General features: G+C 37.5%; 14 protein-coding genes. 5 read left to right on the top strand and 9 right to left on the bottom strand.

Annotation, left to right across the window (positions count from 1 at the left end; translation table 11 throughout):
- Positions 1–23 precede the first annotated feature (23 nt).
- Positions 24–788, bottom strand: a complete 765-nt coding sequence (locus GGQ60_RS02270; RefSeq protein ID WP_183759774.1) for a LiaF transmembrane domain-containing protein — start codon at positions 786–788, stop codon at positions 24–26.
- A 130-nt stretch (positions 789–918) separates the two neighbouring features.
- Here GGQ60_RS02270 and GGQ60_RS02265 point away from each other — a divergent pair, with 130 nt between their 5' ends.
- Positions 919–1791: a ChaN family lipoprotein gene (locus GGQ60_RS02265; RefSeq protein ID WP_183759773.1), complete on the top strand. Its 873-nt coding sequence runs from the start codon at positions 919–921 to the stop codon at positions 1789–1791.
- 60 nt (positions 1792–1851) lie between these two features.
- Here GGQ60_RS02265 and mscL read toward each other — a convergent pair whose 3' ends face one another.
- Complete coding sequence (gene mscL / locus GGQ60_RS02260) at positions 1852–2241, bottom strand: large-conductance mechanosensitive channel protein MscL (RefSeq protein ID WP_183759772.1); 390 nt, start codon at positions 2239–2241, stop codon at positions 1852–1854.
- Positions 2242–2407: 166 nt separating this feature from the next.
- Between mscL and rpoN the strand changes: the two genes are divergently transcribed.
- Entirely contained in the window at positions 2408–3880 is a 1473-nt protein-coding gene (rpoN, locus tag GGQ60_RS02255; RefSeq protein WP_183759771.1) for an RNA polymerase factor sigma-54, read from the top strand.
- Between the two features lie 351 nt (positions 3881–4231).
- On the opposite strand, the gene GGQ60_RS02250 is transcribed toward rpoN, so the two are convergent.
- From GGQ60_RS02250 to GGQ60_RS02230, 5 genes are all read right to left on the bottom strand, one after another.
- Positions 4232–5242 (bottom strand): PorP/SprF family type IX secretion system membrane protein, encoded by a 1011-nt coding sequence (locus tag GGQ60_RS02250; RefSeq protein ID WP_183759770.1) that lies wholly within the window; start codon positions 5240–5242, stop codon positions 4232–4234.
- A gap of 1 nt (position 5243) precedes the next feature.
- Complete coding sequence (locus GGQ60_RS02245; RefSeq protein WP_183759769.1) at positions 5244–8744, bottom strand: PKD domain-containing protein; 3501 nt, start codon at positions 8742–8744, stop codon at positions 5244–5246.
- A gap of 271 nt (positions 8745–9015) precedes the next feature.
- Complete coding sequence (locus GGQ60_RS02240; RefSeq protein ID WP_183759768.1) at positions 9016–9228, bottom strand: hypothetical protein; 213 nt, start codon at positions 9226–9228, stop codon at positions 9016–9018.
- Positions 9229–9286: 58 nt separating this feature from the next.
- Positions 9287–9427: a twin-arginine translocase TatA/TatE family subunit gene (tatA, locus tag GGQ60_RS02235; RefSeq protein ID WP_183759767.1), complete on the bottom strand. Its 141-nt coding sequence runs from the start codon at positions 9425–9427 to the stop codon at positions 9287–9289.
- Between the two features lie 182 nt (positions 9428–9609).
- On the bottom strand, positions 9610–10464 hold the full coding sequence (locus tag GGQ60_RS02230) for an HD domain-containing protein (protein WP_183759766.1): 855 nt from the start codon (positions 10462–10464) through the stop codon (positions 9610–9612).
- Positions 10465–10685: 221 nt separating this feature from the next.
- On the opposite strand from GGQ60_RS02230, the gene GGQ60_RS02225 reads away from it, so the two are divergent.
- Complete coding sequence (locus tag GGQ60_RS02225) at positions 10686–11339, top strand: TetR family transcriptional regulator C-terminal domain-containing protein (protein WP_183759765.1); 654 nt, start codon at positions 10686–10688, stop codon at positions 11337–11339.
- A 7-nt stretch (positions 11340–11346) separates the two neighbouring features.
- Positions 11347–12669 carry an ABC1 kinase family protein gene (locus tag GGQ60_RS02220; RefSeq protein WP_183759764.1) on the top strand — a complete coding sequence of 441 codons (1323 nt, stop codon included), beginning with the start codon at positions 11347–11349 and terminating at the stop codon, positions 12667–12669.
- A gap of 121 nt (positions 12670–12790) precedes the next feature.
- Here the strand turns inward: GGQ60_RS02220 and GGQ60_RS02215 are convergent, their stop codons facing one another.
- Positions 12791–13150: a response regulator gene (locus tag GGQ60_RS02215; RefSeq protein ID WP_183759763.1), complete on the bottom strand. Its 360-nt coding sequence runs from the start codon at positions 13148–13150 to the stop codon at positions 12791–12793.
- 273 nt (positions 13151–13423) lie between these two features.
- Here GGQ60_RS02215 and GGQ60_RS02210 point away from each other — a divergent pair, with 273 nt between their 5' ends.
- Positions 13424–14026 (top strand): GIN domain-containing protein, encoded by a 603-nt coding sequence (locus GGQ60_RS02210; RefSeq protein ID WP_183759762.1) that lies wholly within the window; start codon positions 13424–13426, stop codon positions 14024–14026.
- A gap of 241 nt (positions 14027–14267) precedes the next feature.
- Here the strand turns inward: GGQ60_RS02210 and GGQ60_RS02205 are convergent, their stop codons facing one another.
- Positions 14268–16691 carry a GAF domain-containing protein gene (locus GGQ60_RS02205; protein WP_183759761.1) on the bottom strand — a complete coding sequence of 808 codons (2424 nt, stop codon included), beginning with the start codon at positions 16689–16691 and terminating at the stop codon, positions 14268–14270.
- Positions 16692–16820 lie beyond the last annotated feature (129 nt).

Here is a 16820-nt window from a genome sequence, read left to right as displayed (position 1 = left end):
AGGCAATGTTTTATAATCAATGTTTAGAAACTTTTAATCTCGATGCCTCCAAATAATGCTGTGCCATCCAAAACCAGTGTTTTTGTCATTTCGGATACCGGCATTACATGCGATCTTTTATCTTCAACGCTTCCGAACAATGCAGTTACGTTCGATTTGATAGCCCAATTTTGCGGTACAATCAGTTTGATGCCCCCAAAAACGGCAGTTACATCGAGCGAAACCGTTTCGGCGAAATCGGCCTGGGTCATGATAATATCCGCCCCGCCAAATACTGCTGAAATATCACCGCCCTGAAAATTCTTCGAATAAACTGTCTGCGTACTTCCGCCAAATACCGCCATCACTTCAATTACATCATTGTTGTTAGCCGTTTTATCATTGGCTGTTCCCTCCAGGTTAAAGCTGGCCTTTTTCCTGTCCCTGCGCCGCTTTCCAAAAAATTCTGTATCTTTAGGCCTGAAGATCAGGAAGCCTCCGATGATCACCAAACCAACACCTAAAGCATATTTGGAAGGATCGAAATTCAGGTCTGGTATATCATCCAAAGTATTATAAGCACCGATCAAAATCAGGATCAACCAGGCTATACCTTTAAAGTTACGACGAACGCCTATAAATACACCAATTAAGATTAAAAAATTAGACCAGCTCAATATCCATCCTGGGATATTTAAGTTCATATTGTTTAACAAAAGTGCGAACCCGATGATCGCTATGATGAAGCCACTTAAAGCCCGTCCCGGATTTTTAGTGCTGTTATTATCGTTATGATTAAGGTTATCCATGTGTGTAAATTTAATGATTCAAAAGTATCGATAAGTGCTTATGCATTATATACACCGGGCGCAAGAATTGGCTAAAAGGCGGTAAGCGGCCTTATTTTATCGGTGAAAATTATTTTGCTATTTTGAGGCCATGAAATTATTCTTATTAATGATCAGCCTCAGCATTTCTACGGCACTATATGCACAGGAAATAAGCAGCCATTACAAAATTTACGACGTAAAAAAGCAAAAGAACATTTCGGTAGATGATATTATCGCAGATATGGCCATGGCTGATGTGCTCTTTTTTGGTGAAGACCATAACGATTCCATAGGGCATTACCTGGAAACCGAAATTTTTAAAAAACTCAGCACTGCATATCCCAACAAAACGGCTTTATCGCTGGAAATGTTCCATACCGACGTGCAACCTGAAGTAGATGAATATTTAGCAGGACTGATTTCTGAGAAGAATTTTATTAAGGAAGGCAGGGCCTGGGGAAATTATAAAGACTACAAACCCCTTATAGAATATGCCAAAGCGAACAACATTAAAGTAATTGCGGCCAATGCTGCCACCCGGTATAGCAACGCGGTTACCATGGGCGGATTAAAGGTATTGGAAAATTTTCCTAAAACCTCGTTCAGCTTTTTGCCCCCTGCACCTATCGATACTGCACAAGGCAGGTATTATGAAAAATTTATCGAAACTATGGGTGGCCACGGTATGGGATCGATGAAAATTTACCAGACCCAAAACCTGTGGGATGCTACCATGGCCTGGTCTATCAATAAATTCTTAAAATCTAATAAAGGAATAAAAGTGCTACAGCTTAACGGTCGTTTCCATAGCGATGAAAAATTGGGTACAGTGGCGAAATTATTAAAAGCCAACCCAAAGGTAAAAATCCTGAATATTTCTTCGTTTTCTGATACCGGCTTTGCCCATCCGGACTGGAACAAATTCAAAACCCTTGGCGACTACATCATCATAACCGATCCTGCAGTAAAAAGAAGTTATTAAAAACAAAAAAGTCGTTCCAAAGTTAAATTGAAACGACTTTTATATGATGCTTTTTGTCTATTATGCTTTAGCTTTTAACAAATCTCTGATTTCGGTTAAAAGTACTTCTTCTTTTGTAGGTACAGGAGCGGCAGCCGGAGCAGCTACTTCTTTCTTTTTCAGGTTATTTGCTCCTTTAATAATTAAAAAGAGTACAAATGCCACAATAATAAATGAAATTACCTGCGACAGGAAATTACCATACTTAATGGCCGTGCCTGCGATGGTAAGCTTGCTTAGGTCTTCTAAACCTGCTGCTTTTAATGCAGGGCCCAACACTGCGGGGGTAATAATGTCTTCAACCAGGGAGCTCACAATCTTACCAAATGCAGCACCAATAATTACACCCACCGCCAGGTCAAGTACGTTTCCCTTAACGGCAAAATCTTTAAATTCTTTTATAAAGCCCATGTTTTTATTAAGTTTTAGTTTTTATTCACTAAAATAGCAAACATTAAACTCAATACAAATGTTTATGAAATAATTTTAGAACCAGGCATACGAATAGCATTTAGTTCAAATCAGCAGAATATCTGAAATCTATTGTTTATTTTTGCTCCATTCTTTTATAATTACTATGCTAAAGCAACACTTACAACAAAAATTATTACAAAAGTTATCACCACAACAAATACAGTTTATTAAACTGTTGCAGGTGCCAACCGTAGCTTTAGACACCCGTATAAAGGAAGAACTTGAAGAGAATCCCGCGCTTGAAGATCCAAGCCTAATGACTCAGGATGAGCCAAAGAGCGAATATGATGACTTAAACGACAGGTCTGAAGATTACGAACAATCATCGGAAGATGCCGGCATGGATGAATTTAATGTAGATGATTATCTACAGGACGATTCTACCAACGATTACAGTACAAACTACAATAATGGCGATGATGATGAGGAGAAAAAAGAAACTCCAATCGCCATTGAAAGTACATTTTTTGAAAGTTTACAAGAGCAATTGGACCTTATTCCGCTATCCGACCAGGATTTTATTGTTGGCAAACAGATTATTGGCAGTTTAGATGATGATGGCTATTTGCGCCGTCCGTTAGGTTCTATGATCGATGATCTTGCTTTCTCTCAGAATGTAATGGTGGAGGAAGAAGATGTATTGGAAATGTTGAAACTGATCCAGGGTTTTGATCCTCCTGGCATTGGCGCAAGAGACCTGAAAGAATGCCTGTTGATCCAGCTAAAAAGGAAAGACACGAACAATCCGATTATAGTTAAAGCGATGAATGTTGTAGAAAACTATCTGGATGAGTTTACCCGTAAACATTACGATAAATTAGAGAAAAGTTTAGGTTTAGACAGCGAGGAACTTAAAGAGGTGGTTAACGAAATTTTGCGTTTAAACCCAAAACCGGGTGATGCCAACCAGGTTACCACCAAACAGATGCAGATCATTCCTGATTTCCATATCAGCAATAATGATGGGGTGTTAATATTGACGCTAAATTCGAAAAATGCCCCTGAATTAAAGGTAAGCAGGTCTTACCAGGAGATGTTTGAACATTATGACAAATCTTCGTCAAAAGATAAAAAGCTGAGGGAAGCCGTTCAGTTTGTAAAACAGAAACTGGATTCGGCCCGTTGGTTTATTGATGCAATTAAACAAAGACAACAAACTTTGTTAAAAACAATGAACGCTATTATGCACTACCAGTATGAATATTTTTTAACAGCTGATGAGCGTAAAATGCGTCCGATGATCTTAAAAGACATTGCCGATAAAATCGACATGGACATTTCAACCGTATCGAGGGTGGCCAACTCTAAATATGTACAAACAGAATTTGGCACTTTTCTGCTAAAATCTTTCTTCTCAGAAGCCATCCAAACCGAAAACGGTGAAGAAGTTTCGAACAAAGAGGTTAAAAAAATATTGGAAGATTGCATTGGCAATGAAGATAAACGCAAACCTTTAGCGGACGAAAAATTAACCGAAATCTTAAAAGAAAGAGGTTATAACATTGCAAGAAGAACGGTTGCCAAATACCGCGAGCAAATGAATATTCCCGTAGCCAGACTCAGGAAAGAACTTTAGATCAGTTAGCAATTACCAATGGCTAGTTTACAATTCGAAGCTTACAGTTACTTATTTAACGTATAAAATTGTAAATTACCAACTGAAAGCATTGCGATCCAAATATAAAGGGTGTATTTATTGTGATTGAGAAATGGGCAGTTTTGTGTGCCTGGCAGCTTCAGTCCCGCTTTCCATTCCAAGTCCGCACTCCATTCCTCGCTTACGGGCTTTGCAATGCAATCGGGTTTAAGAACATGGTTTCTACAATCTCAAAAAATGAAAAACTGGTGTGGCCATCCAGCCCCCGGCTGAAGGTTTTGCGTTCCGACACATATGCAACGCACTCTCATAAAACTGAATACCAACATATTACCACATTTTAATATATGATGGTACCTTGTAAATATTATTCAGCAACAGGCCCAATACAATTTCATGACTACCATTACTTACCTGATTTAGTTGTGAAGTGGTAAAATCGTAAGAATAAGTAAGGTTAACCATTTTACCGATATTAAACCCCGCCATCGCCGCAAAAGAATCGTCTTTACGATAGCTTCCACCCAACCAGATTTTATCCTTGAATGCCAGTTTCATATTTAAATCAAAAGAAACAGGCGTTGGCGATACGTATTTGATCATTACCGAAGGTATAGCTGAAATCTCATCATCTACAAAGAATTTATATCCCCCAGTAGCAAAATAATGAGGCACTTCTTTTCCCATATTATAACTGTTGTCTCCCGTAAAACTTAACTTCTGAGGTAAAATTTGCTGTACAGAAATACCCGCAAACATCCTGGCACCATATAACCATAAACCTAAGCTTAAATCGGGTTTTACCTGGTTAATCAGCGCCCTGTTCATAACCGGATCAATCGGGGTATCAAAAGTAAGTGCATTTACATCCAATGAAATACTCGAAATACCTGCGGCAATGCCTGCTGACAAATTAAAATTATTGCTCAGTTGTAAATGGTAAGCATAGGTTACATTGGCATCCAATCTTTTTATCGGTCCGGTTTTATCCAAAACAGCTGTTAGCCCCATGCCGTGATGAGAAGGCGACGACATATAGTTCTGCATATAATTCCGGTCCATCGGGTTGCCGGTTTGCTCAGGAAACGAGGTCAGTGCATTGCTCCATAACTGGTTGTCGCCCAATGCCCAATGTGCAGATGCAAAAGAAGTTTGGGGCGCATCGGTAATACCCGACCACTGTTTACGGTATCCTGCCTTAAAATCGAGGTAATTTTCAATTCCAGAGAGCGCCGGATTTAATAGGTACTGGTTAAAAATGTACTGGGTATATTGCGGCTTTTGCTGTGCAAAAACATTAACGGTTGCAAAAAGCGCAAATATGGTAATAAGCTTCTTCAATTTATCTGATTATGGTAAGTGGTCCTGTTATGGTTTTTCGTCCGTTCTGTGGATTGATAATGTAATAATAAACGCCCGTTGGAAGCGGTTCATTTTGATAAGTCCCATCAAAAGGAACTTTATAGCCATTGCTAAAAAATACCCTGTTCCCATTTCGGTTAAAGATCTCTACGGTAGCATTGGGATAAGAATCTAAATATTTAATATTCCAGGTATCGTTCACATTATCGCCATTTGGTGTAAAAGTATTGGGTGGATTTAAGGCTTGTAACACCTTAACCAATACTTTTGATGTTGCTGAACAGCCATTGGGTTGTGTGGTTACAGTTAAAGTATATTCTGTATCCTGATCGGGTGAAGCCATGGGGTTTAACACATTGGTTTTATTTAAACCGGTTGCCGGCGACCATTCGTATTTTAAATTAGCGCCTTCAGCAGTTGCCGGAATTTCAATCTGTCCGCCGGCTAACATGTAGATCAACGTACCCGCATAGGCCACCGGGGAGGCATACACTTCAATCGTTTTGCTGATGGAAGAAGAACAATCGTTATCACCTTTAAAAGTATAGGTGATGGTGTGTGGTCCTAGCCCTGCTATTTTAGGATTAAAGGTCCCATCTGCCTTCATGCCATCACCACTATATATGCCTGGCCCACCATTCATTTCTTCTCCGGCTTTCTGTTTAGCCTGCGTAATTAAAACTGTACCGTCGGCCTGACAAACAGGGGCCATATCCTCAAACACCAATTGCGGCATGGGTTTTACAGTAACATCGTCTGTATAATCTTTAAAGCAACTTTCTCCTGAATAGGCAACCAATCTCACTTTAAATATGCGACTGGCATTCCCGCCAAAAGTTTCATATTTAATAGATATATCACTGTCATCCGGATAAGGGATCGTTTTGTAAATAGTAGTCTCATTTTGAGAATCTCTATAAATCTCAATTTTGGTAATTTTGCCAGCAAAAGTGCTTGAAGTGTTTTTGATTAATATCTCGTCGCTTACACAAACATCGTTTTTCACCTTTTCAAACTTTGCCTCTTTAACGGCTCCGTTAACAGTAAATCTCTTTGAAACAGGAATTTCGCAGCCATTTTGATTCTTTGCCATCAAAATCACATTATAATTTCCCGTTGCAGTGGGCATAAAAGCACCGTCGACACCAGTTGAAGTGGCTACCACATTATTGTTATCATCAAGGTATTGCCATTTAAACGTTAAATCCGTTGTGCCTGCATCTACATTTCTGGATGTATTTTTAAATCTGGCCACGCCATCGGCCAAACAGAAATCCGGAAGCATGAAATCTATATCCTTAGGTGGATCGTAAACTGTTATGCTAACATGCTTGGTTCCGGTACACTTCAGGTCACTTTCAACAGTTAAAGTAATGTTGTAAGTACCCGCAGCCGTATATTGATGAGAGGGAGCAACATTATTTTCTAATACCACAGGAGTACTGCCATCGCCAAAATCCCAGGTCCATTTAACAATGGTACTGATAGCGTCTATGCTTGATTCATCAGTTAAAGCCGTTGATGTATTGGTGCAGAATCCGGCAACTTCAAAATCGGCAAAAGGTGAAGGATTTATGATAATTTCAACGGGTTCTGATGTATTGGAACAATTAGAACCGGTGGTAACAGTTAACCTTACAAAATACCGGCCTGGCCTTGCATAAGTATGTTCAGGATTCTGTTCTGTAGAAGGCATGCTTCCATCTCCAAAATCCCATAACCATTTTGTTACCGTAAAATCTTCAGAATTAGAAACACTTAAATCGGTAAATTTAGTATCCTTACCTGAACATCCGGTTACAGGATCAAACTTTGCTGTTGGAAGATCGTAAATATTAAAAGTATAATTGGTTGTTAAATCACCCGATACACACGATGATGTATTGGGCACATGTGCTACGATTTCTAAATTGTGTTTACCTTTTTGCGCATAAGTTTTGGTATAAGGCGATTCATAGGTAAATATGTTGGTACCATCAGGCAAAGTTTTAGTTTCAATGAGCGCAGGTGGATTTTGATTGATTACACTTTCATTATCCAGCGACCAGTTGATGTAATCTGGTTTATACGGGAGCGATATTTTGATATTATAAGTTTCTCCAATACATCCATTTTGCCCTTCTTCATTTTTAGTGGTGTTAAACACTGTAAGATAGTTATTCGATGATAGATTTGTCCCCGCAGAATAAGCATAAGATTCGTGATCACCAAAACCATAAGCAATCGCATTAAAACCGTCATCTGCCGTAAGTGTTACACTTTCTTCATTAACCGGTATTTGCGTATAAGAATATGACGGATTGCCATCTAAAACTGTCCATGGGGTAGCTGGCGCTATACCATTATACCTAAATCCTGATATCTTATCGGTCTTAATCAATATATTAACGTATTTATTGGTAATATTCTGCAAATTGGAAGAAAAAACAGTAACACTCTTAATGTTAAATTCGATTGGGTTTAAAATAACCATTTCAGGATCGCCAATAATTCCTCCTCCATTAGCAGAAGAACAGTCTTGCGTCAAAGAATACTCCGCTACACTAATCAACTTGTCGGCAGTAATAAAAGTGGAGTTAGTTAACTCATTACTTTCAATAAAAAATTTTCCTTTATTAACAATATATGTATTGCCGTTATAAGTTACCCTTGTATTATCTTCCTGGGCAAGAATCCTGAGGATATATTTCCGGTTAATAAAAGGTACTACACCATAATTTTTGCCCCAGCTATTAGTAGGATATAACTGCTGAAATAGTGGATCCTGAGAAGTATTGCATACGATCCCAATTACGGAAGAACCAGAATATGCAGCAAACCGTTTGCATGATGACGTTGCAGGATCGGTTTCTACATAAACTCCGGTTAGATCTTCGGTGCCAGGCGCCAAGTATTCATAAACATCGCCTGCCTTGTTTAAAGTTATTGGAATTTTATTTCCATTTTTGTCGTGCAAAATAATTTTTGTTTCGTCTTCTACCGCAACCAGTGTTAAAAAATTATTTCCTCCATTGCTCTGTGTAAAATTCATCGAATAATACGTTTGCCCCAAGGTTTCAAATGGCAAGATCAAAGAAGCTGCAGACCTGGCTGCTCCATAAATATGAGTATATACAGAAACTTTTGGTTTGCCGTCTGTAACTTTAATATGTATACCTTTATTGGTTAAAACCTGGTTTGCTTCCAATTGTCCGTCGATATAAGCATTGGCCCTTGGTACATCAAACCTGACAGCTGTATTAGCAGGGATAATTTTAGTAACAGGAGCAGCATTTCCACAGGTCACAGTAACCTCTGAAGTAGATTTTGAAGTTACAAAAACAGCTAATTGTCCATATGGAACTACACCATTAACGGCTCTTGATGGAATATGGGTTGGGAAGACCGTCCAAAAATCAGTTCCTTCATTAGAAATATTCTGTCCGGATGCTTTAAAGAAAAATAAAAACATTAACAAAACCAATAACCAATGCCTGCTCATTACCTATCAGTTAAGTTTGAAAACGTTATACATGTTTGTTTGATTAGATATGCAATATACTATTAATCAAATCACAAGAAAAAACAATTACAAGATTTTTAACATTTTTAAATAAAAAAATCGCTATTCGTGTAATAAAATAAGAGATTGGTGTAAAAAAATTTCGAACACGAAATGTATTGCGATAAAATATGGCAAACCATGAATTGTAATATAATATTATTCAAAACAAAAAAGCCACTTATAAAAGTGGCGGTTATACAATAAATATTCAATGATTACCCTGGTCGGACTGGTCGCCGCTTCCATATTTTTCAGAGAAGTCTTTGGCTTTCTGGTCAGCTACAATGTCGTTATGATCTTCAGGTTCGAGGTTTTCATCTAAACGATCGTTCCACTGGTTCAATCCTTCTTCTGCATGTTTGCTATCTTCTTCTTTAAAATCAGATTTTAATTTTACCTGGTCGTGTTTTCGATTATCCATTTTGGGAAGTATTTTAAGAAAGAACAGTGATAGTGCATAAATGTTTTATAAACTGTGCCTATTTAGCAGGAGGATCATTTTTAGCTTCTTTAAATTCTTTTACACTCTTCCCTATCCCTCTCATTAGTTCCGGCAGTTTCTTACCTCCAAAAATAAGCAGGATTACCAGACCGATTAAAATAATTTCCATTGCAGACATATCTTTATATTTTTCACAATATACGGGATTTCTTTCGAACCGGTTTGTTTGGCTGTCGGTTTATTGGTCATTAGTAAATTAGTCAGTGGTATATGGCACTTAGCACGAATTAAGCCAGAAAGATCCTGAAACAAGTTCAGGATGACGCAACTTTTCTCATCAAACCATCAATACCTGCCTCATTAAACCAGCAACGCGTTTAAAGTTCTTTTTTTAATCTTTGGTACGGCCCCATGACGCATAAATTCTGCAAAACCTTTCAACTGTTTGATGGATTTAATGGCCTCATAACCTTCGTAAGAAGTTCTGATTTTATTTAACAGCAATGTATCCGTTTTAAACAGATCGCTTTCTACCAATAAACCTTTATCGAGAAATTTTTTAATCAGCTCTGCCATTTTTCCGTTGGCATATAAGTGGAGAGGCAATCTAAATACTTCGTTATTGAGTTTTTCAAATGTTTCATTAATCCATTCAACTTCAACTTCCTTATTGATTGCAATTTTTCCATCTTTTAAAACCACAGCAGTCAGAAACTCACGTGCACGCTGCCTGGAAATAATATTACCATGAACACCATCGCGCAAGGTATAATCTAAACGATCAGCACAGAGCGCAGGCATCGATTGCTCCAAAATATCAAATGTCCCATAAAGGATCTGATTGATATCGTATCCATATTTCAAAAGTACATCAGGCACTTCCGATTTGCATAAAACCTCGGCAAAAACCTTTTCATGGTAATCTTCATCGGTATTGCCAAAAACATAATCACCTACATGCGAAAAAGCAGTATGCGAAATATCGTGTAGCAGCCCCGCAATTTGCTCCAGCTCTGATCCTCCAAGGATCCTGATTAACATGGTAACACCGATGGCATGTTCCAGCCGTGAATGGCAGATCCCCGGATTAACCAAAAATATAGCACCACTCTGATGGATACCTCCTAACCTTTTTAAAGCATCAGTATTTAACAAATCGGAAAATACCATTGGCAGTTCCATTTTACCATATAAAAAATCGTTTACCTGGATCATATATCATGCTTTAATTAAAGGAATAATCAGAATCAAAAATACTAAAAAAATTAGCTTAAACAAAATAAGTTATCCACAAGAGCACCTATTAAAACTAATTTAATTAGCCTAAAATCAGCTTTCAAATATTTTGAAAGCTATTATTACATTTTAATGATCTACAAAAAAGCTAATACAAAAACAAGCAGGTAAATAAAACGTTATACTTGTAAAAAAGCTATATGGCAACCGCTCAACACATTAGAAAAGCATATTTAGATTATGTTTTAACCAACAATGAAAAACCTAAATCGGTTTACGTTTTTGTTAAAAAACTTAAAATTACGGAAGCCGATTTTTATCAGTTTTTCTCATCTTTCGAAAGTATAGAAAAAACGATCTGGTTTGAACTTACTTTCGAAACCATCAATAAAATCAAAGAACAGGAAGTTTGGTTACAGTATACAGCAAGAGAAAAAATGCTTTCCTTTTTTTATAGCTACCTGGAAAACCTGAAGAACGAAAGGAGTTTCGTGATTTACAGCTTAAAAAACTACCAAGGGAAATTTTCCACACCTGATGTGCTCGCCGGTGTAAAACCTATTTTCGAAAATTTTGCACAGGAGATTATAGATGAGGGCTTAAACAGCGGTGAACTCGCTGAACGCCGTTTTTTAAGTAAAAGATATAAAGATGCACTGTGGATCCAGTTTGCCTTTATTGTTAATTTCTGGATCAATGATGACAGTGAAGGTTTTGAAAAAAGCGATGAAGCGATTGAGAAAGGAATTAACGTTACTTTCGATCTTTTTCAGCACTCGCCAATCGATAATTTACTGGAATATGGTAAGTTTTTATCAAGAAACGGAAAGTTTGCTGATAAAATGAGGTTTTAAAGATGAGATGAAAACGCAAAAAAGTATTCCAACCACCAAAGTTGAACGTTCAGCAAAATTTGTGAAAACCGGTATCCAGATCGGCGGCAATTATATTAAACACTATTCTAAAAAACTGTTCAACCCTGAATTAGACCGTGAACAACTTAACGAGGATAATGCAACCGACATTTATAAATCGCTGAGCGAACTCAAAGGAAGCGCATTAAAAATTGCCCAGATGCTGAGCATGGATAAAAACATCCTTCCGAAATCATATGTTGATAAATTTACCCAGTCTCAATACAACGCGCCCCCTCTTTCAGGCCCGTTAATTGTGCGTACCTTTACCAAAAATTTCGGTAAAACGCCGGAACAGATCTTCGATACTTTTAATCTGAGTTCGAGCAATGCGGCCTCAATAGGCCAGGTACACCAGGCTGGGCTTCACGGTAAAAAATTAGCAGTTAAAATCCAATACCCGGGCGTGGGTGATAGCATTTCGTCCGATTTAAAACTGGTTAAACCTTTTGCCTTCCGTTTACTGGGTATGTCTGAAAGGGAACTGAATGTTTACATTAAAGAAGTTGAAGAACGCCTTTTAGAAGAAACCGATTACGAATTGGAAGTAAGGCGCTCGATCCAATTTTCAGAGGCTTGTAAAGACCTCGATCATGTAGTATTTCCCAATTATTACCCCGAACTGTCAGGAAAAAGGATTATTACCATGGATTGGATTGAGGGGCTTCATCTAAAGGAGTTCTTACAGACCAATCCTGCTCAGGAACTCAGGAATAAAATTGGGCAGGCACTGTGGGATTTCTACAATTTCCAACAGCACAAATTAAAGGCGGTACATGCTGATCCGCATCCGGGTAATTTCATGATCACTCCGGAAGAAAATCTAGGTGTAATTGATTTCGGCTGCATTAAGGAGATGCCGGATGATTTCTATTATCCTTTTTTCGCGTTGATTTCCACCGATGTAATCAACGATAAGAACAAAACCATTGATGCATTCAGGAAGCTTGAAATGATCCATTCGGATGATACGCCGGAACAGGTAGAATTTTATTATAAATCGTACCGGGAAATGATCAGTTTATTTGCCAAACCCTATACCAGCTCAACATTTGATTTTAGCAAGCCCGATTTTTTCGAACAATTATACAGTTATGGCGAAAAAATTTCGAAAATGCCGGAATTTAAACAGGCCCGCGGGGTAAAACATTTTATTTATGTTAACCGAACTAATTTTGGGCTGTACACCATGCTGCATGAGTTAAAGGCTACCGTTAAAACAGATACTTTTAAACCTCATCTGGAGAGCAGACCGTCATTTAAAGCTTAGCTGAAAAATCTATAAGTTAGGTATAATAGAAACTTGCAGATCTCTCCCTTGCGCTGCGCTTCGGTCGAGATGACGAATTTCCTAATGAAATCCGTTATTTCGAGCCTGACAGGAAAAGCTTTTATTCAGCATTTTTCTTCACCACATCAACCATGTGGTCTATATCGAACGGTTTTTCGATATAATCGTCGGCTTTGCACTCTTCTGCCTGTTGAGGTAAGTTATTTGATGTTGAAGTTAGCACTGCCGATACATCTTCCGTTTCAGGATCAGATTTAAGCTCTTTAATTACTTGTGATCCTTTCTTTTTGCCTTTGATGTGATCATCCACGATCACCACATCAGGCTCTATCTCTTCTATTTTATCTATAGGTTCAGTTGTTAATGATGCGGTTACATCAAACCCCTCTTCTTCCAATACCTGGTCCATTATATCAAGGATATCTTTATTATCCTGAACAAGTACAACCTTTTTCTTCATAAATAAGCAGACTAAAATCTGCTTAAATATAAATAAAAAGAACAATCGAAAAGCGGTTCTTAAAATATTTTACAATTCGGATGTAAATGTTATCTGTTTTGGTCTTGAATTAAAGCCCGTTCGTCGAGTATTACCTGTTGATTGTATAAAAGGTATAAATGTGCTGCAACGTTTTCAGATTACCGGCGTCTTATCATCAAAACATAAACAAGCTAAAAACACAAACACTTCAATAACAATTAATTAACATTTAATTTTTAAATAAAAAATATTATGAAAACCTCAATCAAAACCCTAATCGCCACAGCATTAACAGCTATCGCTTTATCTTCGGCTGCATTTACAAGCCCTGTATCGGCAACAGAAAAAGAGCCGGGCACAATTTTAAAAGCAGCTGATTATAAAAAAATTTCGGTTAAAGGAAATGTAGAGTTAACCATTATCCAGCGCAGTAACCCGGGCATCTTTTACAATGATGACAATACAGGAACAGCAAAAGTTATCCAGGATGGTGATCATTTAAAAATTACCTCAATTAGTGCAGAAAAAACAAAATTAACGGTTTATGTAAACGATTTTTACAGAATTGAAGCATCAGAAAATGCAATTGTTAAAACTGATGGAAAACTAAGGACCAAATACCTTCAGATCTTTTTAAAAGGAAATGCCCATGCGGAAATCAATACCAGCACCGAAGGCCTGTATACTGTAATTTCCGATAATGCAGACCTGAAATTAAGTGGATCTACTGATAACCATACATTGGTAATGGGCAAATCGCAAAAATTAACCATCGACAGGTTTGCAGCATTAAAAACCAACATCAGTTCTATAGAAAGCGCCGTAATCGAAAAAGAAATCGCATCAATAAAATAGTATAGATAACACACAAATGAAAAAAGGCCTTCCGATGAAATCATCAGAAGGCCTTTTTTGTTACCACAAATATTAGGATGGAGACGGAATGTACAATTATAGCTATGGCTTAAATAACTTAAATAATAAGTGCATCATCCTGACTGGACGAACCTGAAACGAGTTCAGGGTGACGATATCCTGAGGAGATTTACCTGATAGATGTAGCTTCGCTAGCACTAACAATGATTCCTACCGCTTATTATCTCTGTAGCACCTTGGCTATTTCTTTCTCGATGGATTTTACCTCTTTGGGCTTAAGCTTTCTTGCCACATCATCTTTAGTACCAGTTTTCGATTCTAAATATTTCACACCTACCCTCAAAGCTTTCAAACCCGAAACGCCTTGTAGTTCATCAAGTTCCAACTCTTCTAAATCGTCGTTTAAATAACCCTGAACCTGCATATATTTAATGTATTCCATATATTCTTTGGCTTCTTCTGGATTGAAATAAACCATGGCAATTTTATGGGGTTGCGTTAAACGTTCATCAGTACCTTTAATCAATACTTTATCAATACGCTTTTTAACAACTTCATAACGGATATTGTAAGCTCCCTCTACATCGAAGCGGCGTTCGTCGTTCCTGAAGCTGATATCGATCGCATTGGAGTGGATAAAAATCAACTGGGTGGTTTCTAATGAACGTGGCATTTCGCTGATCAGTCCTTTTGATAAACGGGCAATATCCACCATGGAAGTTAACTGCCACAAACGGATATTTTTCAGGTACAAGAGATCAAAAGGTTTATCAGGCGCAATTTCCTGACCAATGTAAATGTCGTACTCTACACCATCGGTTCTGAATTTAGCAAAATAACAAGGATATGAAGCCTGTAAATTTGCCTGCGATCTTTCGAGGTACTGACTTACTTCTGTGTTGATCAATTGCATCGAAACCTCTAACTGTCGGCGGTTTGCAAAGGCAGCTCCTGTTTGGGGCACAATTACCTCAAAATAACGGTCAACAAACTCAGCAGTTACCGGATAGTTACCTTTTATAATGGATAGAAATGGATAAACCTCCATTTCTAAAAACTCATTCAGTTTATTTTCTTCGTTTGAAGATGCAAAATCACCAATGCGTTTAATCCAATCTTTACAATTGAACAATAACTTATCAGTAAGTTCCAGAGAAACGTGCTTACGGATGGCTTTTAAAGTATCAATCAGGCTGTTTAATTGCACTTCCATATCATCTTTTAAAGCCTTGTTACGCTCTGTAGTAGAATTACGGATATCAATTGCACCAAACAGGGGGTACATGTGTTTAAAGGTAATGGTTTCAATTTCCTTTAATTTCTGACTGCCATTGTTTCGAAGGAAATGCCAAACCGCTTCGTTAAATTTCCACTGTACAGAAGGCTGCAAAGCCGTAAACTTATCCATCAGTACTTCGTCCATTTTGGCATCAAATTCTTCGATACTGTATTGGAAAAGCTGACCGATCAAAGGCATTGCCGGACGTAACCTCGATAAGAGTTTATCATCAACCACTACTTCTTCTTCCGAATAAACTTCTAAAACGCCAGCCAGTTGATTATTGTAATAGATTGGCAATACGGAATAAGAACAAACGCCAGCTTCTTTCAAAACCCTTAAAAAAGGGTCTTTGCTGATCTGGTCGTCATTAATGGAACTTACAAAAATTGCCCTGGGGTTTTCTTTATATTTTTCTACCAGCGAATAAAAAACTTCCTCTTCGAGATTGGATGCTTTTGCTGAATTGATCAACATGCTCTGTGAAAATTCCTGGTTATCAAAAACCAGTTTATTGTTCACGGTTAAAAATGGCATTAAACCAAATTCAACTTTTCCGTTGCCGCTCAGGGTTTTTAAAGCATGTATAACATGTTTATAAGCCTCTGTTTGATAATTGTGATCAACCAGTGCATCGCGGATACCATCAATAGCATGTTGCAGGGTTACATCCGTTATCGAAATGATGGTAAATCCTTCAAAAAGAAAATTACTCAAAGGCAAATGCTTCACCAGGTATTCCAGTTCTGTATCGTTCTGAAAATACCTGCCCAGTTCTTCGAAATTAAGCTCAGGCAGATCCCCTTTATGCAGAATATCTACAAATTTGGTATCTGTTTGTATATTGTAGTATTGCGTAAGCTTAGTTTCCGGGTTGATATGGGCATAAATGATCTCATTTTTTAATAAGGGCGTAAAATTATAAAAGCGGCTCAAAATAGCATTGTAGATAAATTTAAGTTGTTTTTTCTCTACGGGCTCATTGTCTTTTGTTACCTTATTTTTAGGATCATGATCCTTAAAAAATTTATAAAATGCATTGGTGCTAAAGAAAATTTTATCTGGAATTGGCGTGCTTAATGCCCAAAACAAATCATTTTCATTATCCATTAAAGGGGTTAGGATAGTGAAAATCAGTTCTAAAGTATCTTTATATTGAGATAAATCTTCTGCACTGATGTTGCCAAGCAGCACATCATCTTTTTCAATTTTTTGCAGTAAAAACCTGTAAAATTCAGATTTTACTGATTTTTCTGTTTTCAACCTGCCTTTTAAATACTCCACCAGGGGGCGGAAAGACAGAGCGGAATCTACCTGGCAATGTATACATTCGTTTTTATGTATCTGTATGACATTGGTATTCATTGTATAAGTTTTGCTATAGTGTAAAAATTACCAGTTATCTATTTAATTACTAATTCATTGCAAAGATACGCACTCATTAAAGCAATCTTCGTCTGCTGAACGTAATAGTTGGATATTACATCAATAAAT

Origin of the sequence: Pedobacter zeae (genome assembly GCF_014196715.1) — a bacterium.
Lineage (GTDB): Bacteria > Bacteroidota > Bacteroidia > Sphingobacteriales > Sphingobacteriaceae > Pedobacter > Pedobacter zeae.
Note: the sequence above shows the minus strand (reverse complement) of the source record. Positions and strands in the feature narration are given on the sequence as shown.

What these genes read in the sequence shown, in the direction of transcription:
- GGQ60_RS02220 (WP_183759764.1), top strand. Translation starts at nt 11,347, where the DNA reads ATGAAAACGCAAAAAAGTATTCCAACCACCAAAGTTGAACGTTCAGCA.
- GGQ60_RS02215 (WP_183759763.1), bottom strand. Translation starts at nt 13,150, where the DNA reads ATGAAGAAAAAGGTTGTACTTGTTCAGGATAATAAAGATATCCTTGAT.
- GGQ60_RS02265 (WP_183759773.1), top strand. Translation starts at nt 919, where the DNA reads ATGAAATTATTCTTATTAATGATCAGCCTCAGCATTTCTACGGCACTA.
- GGQ60_RS02270 (WP_183759774.1), bottom strand. Translation starts at nt 788, where the DNA reads ATGGATAACCTTAATCATAACGATAATAACAGCACTAAAAATCCGGGA.
- GGQ60_RS02225 (WP_183759765.1), top strand. Translation starts at nt 10,686, where the DNA reads ATGGCAACCGCTCAACACATTAGAAAAGCATATTTAGATTATGTTTTA.
- mscL (WP_183759772.1), bottom strand. Translation starts at nt 2,241, where the DNA reads ATGGGCTTTATAAAAGAATTTAAAGATTTTGCCGTTAAGGGAAACGTA.
- tatA (WP_183759767.1), bottom strand. Translation starts at nt 9,427, where the DNA reads ATGTCTGCAATGGAAATTATTTTAATCGGTCTGGTAATCCTGCTTATT.
- GGQ60_RS02245 (WP_183759769.1), bottom strand. Translation starts at nt 8,744, where the DNA reads ATGAGCAGGCATTGGTTATTGGTTTTGTTAATGTTTTTATTTTTCTTT.
- GGQ60_RS02240 (WP_183759768.1), bottom strand. Translation starts at nt 9,228, where the DNA reads ATGGATAATCGAAAACACGACCAGGTAAAATTAAAATCTGATTTTAAA.
- GGQ60_RS02230 (WP_183759766.1), bottom strand. Translation starts at nt 10,464, where the DNA reads ATGATCCAGGTAAACGATTTTTTATATGGTAAAATGGAACTGCCAATG.
- rpoN (WP_183759771.1), top strand. Translation starts at nt 2,408, where the DNA reads ATGCTAAAGCAACACTTACAACAAAAATTATTACAAAAGTTATCACCA.
- GGQ60_RS02205 (WP_183759761.1), bottom strand. Translation starts at nt 16,691, where the DNA reads ATGAATACCAATGTCATACAGATACATAAAAACGAATGTATACATTGC.
- GGQ60_RS02210 (WP_183759762.1), top strand. Translation starts at nt 13,424, where the DNA reads ATGAAAACCTCAATCAAAACCCTAATCGCCACAGCATTAACAGCTATC.